Origin of the sequence: Wolbachia endosymbiont of Drosophila baimaii, from assembly GCF_028982185.1 — a bacterium.
Lineage (GTDB): Bacteria > Pseudomonadota > Alphaproteobacteria > Rickettsiales > Anaplasmataceae > Wolbachia > Wolbachia pipientis.
Window position 1 is genome coordinate 1 of sequence record NZ_JAPQLE010000190.1, and the last position, 592, is coordinate 592.

The window sequence follows — 592 nt, forward strand, 5'->3', positions numbered from 1 at the left end:
GGTTCTCTCACTAAAAGTACATCTGGGAGAACTTATACCTTATTATTCTATCTCTTTCATACCTTTATTTCCTTAACTTGACGCGTATGGATGCGTCTACTGGAGCGGAATGCAATTCACCTTGGAGAAGTGGAAAGGTTGATATTCACATTCAAGAAAATTGTAGTGTTGAAGCAGAGTTCAGAGCTGCATTTAAGATGAAAAATGAAGGTTTTAATAACTTAGCTGGAATGGTCAATGTATATCGTGATTTTAATATAGCAAAAATGCCATTCACCCCATATGTTGGTATTGGTGCAGGTGTAACTAGGGTTAAATTTCTAGGAAAAACCAGATATGCCTTGGCTTACCAAGCAAAACTTGGTATCAATCACCAACTTACAGCACAAACTCAAGCATTTGCTGGTTTACGCTATTTTGGTATCCTTGATAACCAATTTAAAGATATTGTACCAGGAATAAAGATACTAGCTGGTGAAGGATATATTCCTGCCGGTGGAGGAAGTATAGCACTTCTCATAATAGTCCAAAAAAGGTAAGATATGGATTTATAGTAGTGATGGTAAGCATGCCAGCAGCATATAGTTATGAC

1 protein-coding gene is annotated in these 592 nt (G+C 37.0%); it reads left to right on the forward strand.

Annotation, left to right across the window (positions count from 1 at the left end; genetic code table 11):
- Positions 1-86 precede the first annotated feature (86 nt).
- Positions 87-539: a P44/Msp2 family outer membrane protein gene (locus OZD66_RS05650; RefSeq protein ID WP_275022473.1), complete on the forward strand. Its 453-nt coding sequence runs from the start codon at positions 87-89 to the stop codon at positions 537-539.
- Positions 540-592: the final 53 nt, after the last annotated feature.